The following is a 2,821-nucleotide window of genomic DNA, read 5'->3' on the forward strand; positions in this document are numbered from 1 at the left end:
ATTCATTTCGTTATCGCTTACCTGTTCAATTTTTCCTATTCTTCTTAATGGATTGATATTTTCACTCTCTTTTTCTTTATTTTTCATTAAATTGATTATTTCTTCTTTTTTTGATTTTATAATGTCACTTTTTAAATTCAGTATACCTCCGTAATAGTTATCTTTGATTCTCCTGCAAGCAGGGCAAATATCTTCAAAATATTCTCCTTTTGGTTTTTCAATTTTTTTCCAAATACCATCAATAAAAACAAGTCCACAAACTTTACAAACCGTTGGTTCTTTATATTTTTTGTTTTTAAGATAAAGCCTTTCATTCCTTTGCGCATAAAGGTTTGTTTTCATAAAAAACCTCCATTTAAAAAATTTCTTTTGAAAAATTTATTCTTACCAACAATTCTTGTAAAAAACTATCAATACTATTAATGTGAATTTTTAAAAATTTAAATGATTCTAAATTTTGCAAAGGAACAACTCTATAAGGCTTTATCCTGCCAATAGATAACCAGTTAGTAACAAAATCAGAAAAATTCACAATTGCTGACAGTTTTCCTATATCTGTATTATCAAATTTTTCACTATGATGAAGATAGATTGCCTCAACAATTAAATTATCAAAGTTCCATAAACCCAGTAATTCTTTTGCTACATCACAATGATTAAAACCATACAGATCATTTTCCAAATCAATACTTAACAAATTATCGCTTGAGTCAATTTGCTCTATAACAGTTTTGTAATTTATTTGTTTGCTTTTATACATAACTGTTTTGCCAATATCATGCAACAAACCCGCTACATAACTTATATTCTCATTGAATAAATTAAATTTAAAGCTAATTGCCTGAGATACAGTTGCAACACCAATCATATGTTCCCATAAAAGTTTATCGAATTCATCATAGTCTTTGAAAATTGATCTTGCACATATGGTTAAAACTAGTCTTTTTACACTTTCCAAACCAATAATAGATATAGCATGCATCAGATCCGTAACTTTATTTTTGACACCATAAAAAGGAGAATTAGCCAGTCTGATTAGTGTAGCGGCTATATATGAATCATGCGAAACTACTTTAGATAAGCTATAAATACTTACATTTTCATCATTTAAAAGGTTTAATATTTGATTTGCAGCTTGAGGAAATGCTTCTAAATTAACTTCATCAATAATATTCTGTATTAAAAATTTTTTTTCTTGTCCTGTAGCCACCAATAAACTCTCCTTATTAATATTGTTACTTGCAAATTATACACAATTCAAGTATAATTTACAATTGAAATATGAAAAAGGTTGCAATTGTTTTAATTTTATTAGTTAGTTTTTCTATAGTATCGTGTCAAACTATGCCTTCAAGTACACAAAGCGATGGTAGTAAAGTAGCTCAAATATACTATGAAATGGCAAAAAATATCATAGCAAATAAAGATTACTCAAAACTTCCTGAAGCTTTTATTTATCTTAATAAAGCTAAAGATATTGAACCATCAAATCCTAATATTTACTTTATTTACGCTTTAGCTTATAGACTTAAAAAAGATGATAACACAGCAAAACAATATTTGGAAAAAACTATTAATTTAGATAAAAATTACTATGATGCATACAATGAATTAGGTGTAATTTATTATGAAGAAGGTAATTATTCAAAAGCAAAAGAGTTATTTGATAAACTTATTGATACACTTACTTATCAAAATATAGATGTAGCTTACTACAATCGTGCCATTTTGTATTTGACACTAAAAGAAAATCATAAAGCAATAAACGACTTAGAAAGCGCCATAATGTACTCTGACTACAAAAATCCTCTATACTGGCAAAAACTTATAGAAGTGTATTTAAATGAGAATAATTACCAAAAAGTACTTATTGTGGCTCAAGAAATGGAAAGCCATTTAGGCCCATCCGATTACATACATTACATAAAAGCATTATGTTATTATCATTTGGGCTTATTCGATCAAGCAAAAGATTCTTTATCAAAAATAAATAATCAAGACAATTACTTTTCTATTGAGAAAGATTTGCTTTTGAAAAAGATGCAGCGCTAATTTTACTTACTATCAATTCAACTAAAGTAATTAAAACAATGTATAAAAGCACCACAACTACGTTATTAATAGGGTTTATATGAATTATTTTTGTAAGATTGCTCAAAAAAATCAATATTTGAAAATAAATTTTGATTACAAAATCAAAAATAGCAAAAAATGGCCACTTAAAATAATACGGTAAAAAAGTAAATACAATACTCAAAAACGACATAGGCATTATTAAAAAACCAAAATAAGGATCAAGGATTAGGTTTGAAATAAAACTTGTTGTAGATACATATCCAAAATAATAAACTGACAGTGGTATTGAAAATATGCTCATGCAAAAACTAAAAACAAAAAATGCATACAATTTTTTTAATTTCAGCCTTTGAATTACATTTGCAAAGTAAATAGCAAAAAATGTCATTACAAAAGATAAAACAAAAGAAATATCACTAAAAATCTCAAAACCATAAAAAATAAAAAATAGAGTTGCAACAAAAAATAATATATTATAAGCATTTTTCTGCAAACCAAATATCATTGATAAAACAAAAAGCATAATCATAATAAAAGTGCGCACAGCAGGAATCTGTCTACCGCTTATACTAAAATATACCAATGTAAATACTATACCAAAAATAGATGAAATAATCTTTAAATTGTACCTTTGATATATAAATTTTATATTTGAAACAATTTTGAAAAATAAAAAATAAAATATAGCAAAAGCAAAACTCATATGCACACCAGAAACGCTTAAAATATGAATAGTTTGAGTATT

General features: G+C 26.1%; 4 protein-coding genes. 1 reads left to right on the forward strand and 3 read right to left on the reverse strand.

Translation table 11 applies throughout. The features are described from left to right. Positions 1-342: BCAM0308 family protein (locus tag Q0C22_RS03980; RefSeq protein ID WP_291491442.1), on the reverse strand; the 342-nt coding region annotated here is incomplete at its 3' end. Positions 343-355: 13 nt separating this feature from the next. Further along, positions 356-1,210, reverse strand: a complete 855-nt coding sequence (locus Q0C22_RS03985) for an HDOD domain-containing protein (protein ID WP_291491444.1) — start codon at positions 1,208-1,210, stop codon at positions 356-358. Between the two features lie 71 nt (positions 1,211-1,281). On the opposite strand from Q0C22_RS03985, the gene Q0C22_RS03990 reads away from it, so the two are divergent. Then, on the forward strand, positions 1,282-2,052 hold the full coding sequence (locus tag Q0C22_RS03990; RefSeq protein ID WP_291491446.1) for a tetratricopeptide repeat protein: 771 nt from the start codon (positions 1,282-1,284) through the stop codon (positions 2,050-2,052). Here Q0C22_RS03990 and Q0C22_RS03995 read toward each other — a convergent pair. Then, the coding region (locus Q0C22_RS03995) for a ComEC/Rec2 family competence protein (RefSeq protein ID WP_291491448.1) at positions 2,012-2,821 on the reverse strand (810 nt) is incomplete at its 5' end. The genes Q0C22_RS03990 and Q0C22_RS03995 overlap by 41 nt on opposite strands.

It is taken from the genome of Desulfurella sp., from assembly GCF_023256235.1.
GTDB lineage: Bacteria > Campylobacterota_A > Desulfurellia > Desulfurellales > Desulfurellaceae > Desulfurella.

Coding starts and splice junctions, on each gene's coding strand:
- Q0C22_RS03990 (WP_291491446.1), top strand. CDS start 1,282: ATGAAAAAGGTTGCAATTGTTTTAATTTTATTAGTTAGTTTTTCTATA.